The following is a 2471-nucleotide window of genomic DNA, read 5'->3' on the forward strand; positions in this document are numbered from 1 at the left end:
GCGGCTCAGCAAACCGCCACCCAGGAAGCGCTGGTGCGTCAATACCGGGGCAGCGTCGAAATGGACCGGGCGCAAGTCAACAACGCCAAGCTCCAGCTCGACTATACCCGCATCGTCGCGCCGATCACCGGACAAATCGGCCTGCGGCTGGTGGATAAGGGCAACCTTGTCCGCGCCGGCGACACGACCGGCTTGGCCGTTATCACTCAAATTCAACCCATCACCGTGCTGTTCACGCTGCCCGAGGATCAAGTGCCGGCCGTGATGCGCCGCTGGCGTGGCGAACGCAATCTGACGCTGGAAGCCTTCGACCGCGCCGGCCAGCGGAAACTGGCCGACGGCAAGTTGCTGGCGGTGGATAATCAAATCGATACCGCCACCGGCACGCTGAAACTCAAGGCCTGGTTCGAGAACGCCGAACGCGAGCTGTACGCCAACCAGTTCGTCAACATCCGCATGCGGCTGGACACCTTGCCCGCCGCGACGCTGGCCCCGGCCGCCGCCATTCAGCACGGTGCCAACGGCGATTTCGTTTACCGGGTCAAACCCGACCAAACCGTGACGATTCGGCCGGTCAAGATCGGGCCGGCCGACGCCGACCGGGTTGCCGTGCTGGAAGGCATCTCTCCCGGCGACACCGTCGTCGTTGGCGGCAGCGACAAATTGCGCGAGGGTAGCCGGATCAAGCCGGCCGATGCCGTCCCCAATATCAAGCCGGTTCCGGCCCGATGAGCACCGCGGTTTCCAAATATTTAACCGGCTACCCGGCCGAGTTGGTCGAGCGCGCCGAGCAATGGCTGGCCAGCGGCCAACTGGGCGACTGGCTGGCCGGCCAATACCCACAGACTCACCACGTCCACACCGACAAGGCGCTTTATCGCTACGTAACCGACTTGAAAAGCCAATATTTGCGCCAATCCGAACCGCTCAGCAAGATCGTCTACGACGATAAACTGGACGTTGTGCATCAAGCGCTAGGCTTGCACAGCATCGTGGCCAGAGTGCAAGGCGGCAGACTCAAGGCCAAAACCGAAATCCGCATCGGCGCCGTTTTCAAAACCGCGCCGGCTGCGTTCTTGCGCGCCATCGTCGTCCACGAACTGGCCCATTTGCGCGAAAAAGACCATAACAAAGCCTTTTACCAACTGTGCCGCCACATGGAACCGGACTATCACCAATTGGAGTTCGATATGCGCCTGTATCTGGCGTTTCAGGAAAGCCGGCGCGGGCGCTGAATCGCAGGCGGCCGGCTTCGAGCGCTACGTGTGCGCACCCGCCCAAGCCTTTCGCCCCATCGCTATTGAATGCTGAACACGCCGCCGGTACCGGCGCCACCCTTGATTTCCTGCGCCTTGTAGTTTTTGACGGCAACGACCAGTTGATTGTAGGCGTCCAGAAACGCCGCCGCCGTGGACAACCCTTCGGGCGTGTTTTTAAAACTCGCCAAGCCGACCACCGCGCCCACGCTTTCACCCAAGTAACCGCCCCAGCCGTTGGTTTGCAAGCGGTTGGCGGTGGCGCTGCCTTGCGAGATGCCGATCTGCACGGTCGAGCGAATATCGGTTAAGGTCAGCGTTACGTCGGTGGTGCGTTTGTCGGCGGCATCCGCCAGCGTGGCGGCGATCGAGTCGGCCAGAATGCCGCCCAACGAGATTTGCCCCGGCGGCGAGTAATGGCGGTAGCCGCCAAAACCGCCCGCTCGATGTCCTTCGGTCGATTCGTTCAAGACGATCACCTGCGGCTCCATCAGATAATCGGCGGCGACCCGCTGACCTTTCTGCTGCTTGGAGCCGGCCCGGTATTCGCCGGAATTGCGCTGTTCGCCGATGATTTCGTTGATCAAAGCCCGAGTGGCGGAGTTGCCGATCGCCGTAATCACAAAACAATTGGATTGTTGCACCGCCAAGCGAATCAACGGATCGACCGTCGTCACCGCCTGAGCGCCGGTGATGCGGCCGTCGCTGACCGCCAAGGTTCCCATCGGGCTGGCGCAACGTTCCAGCGTTTTATTCGCATCGACGCTGGTCCCGCCCGCCGCCGCGCCGGGCACCAGATTTTCGCTGCCTCCGGTCCGCATTCCGGGCTTGGCGCATCCCGACAACAGGACCACCAACCCGATTTTCAAAGCCATTCCTCGATTCATCAGATACCCTCGCCGCAAGTTGGAGTTTGTTCCAAGCACGGGAATCATAAGACAATTCGCCGTCGGCGTCTGCATAGTAAATGCGCTAGAATCTTTGTTTGGCGCGCACCAAGCGCCTCCGTCGAAATCGGCGCATGCCGCGCCGTTGGCCCGGCCAACCTCAGGACAGCTGGTAAAATCGCATGCGGTGAAAATCGAAGCCGGAAAGGGCTGTCGCAACATTCGGCGGGAACCCCATCGGCACGCCGTCAAGCGCGACGGACTCCGTTCCGCTCGCCGCAATCGACCTGGTTTCGTCCGGTCTGGTCCGGCCGGACGTCAAGTCATC

3 protein-coding genes are annotated in these 2471 nt (G+C 61.6%); 2 read left to right on the forward strand and 1 reads right to left on the reverse strand.

Features of this window, described 5'->3' with window-relative positions; translation table 11 throughout:
* The coding region (locus AC3B8H_RS20355) for an efflux RND transporter periplasmic adaptor subunit (RefSeq protein ID WP_488443345.1) at positions 1 to 732 on the forward strand (732 nt) is incomplete at its 5' end.
* Entirely contained in the window at positions 729 to 1235 is a 507-nt protein-coding gene (locus tag AC3B8H_RS20360) for a M48 metallopeptidase family protein (RefSeq protein ID WP_488443346.1), read from the forward strand. The genes AC3B8H_RS20355 and AC3B8H_RS20360, both read left to right, overlap by 4 nt.
* Positions 1236 to 1297: 62 nt before the next feature.
* On the opposite strand, the gene AC3B8H_RS20365 is transcribed toward AC3B8H_RS20360, so the two are convergent.
* A complete protein-coding gene (locus tag AC3B8H_RS20365; RefSeq protein WP_488443347.1) occupies positions 1298 to 2131 on the reverse strand; it encodes a hypothetical protein in 834 nt (277 codons plus the stop codon).
* Positions 2132 to 2471: the final 340 nt, after the last annotated feature.

The sequence above is a fragment of the Methylomonas sp. BG-2 genome (assembly GCF_057766305.1).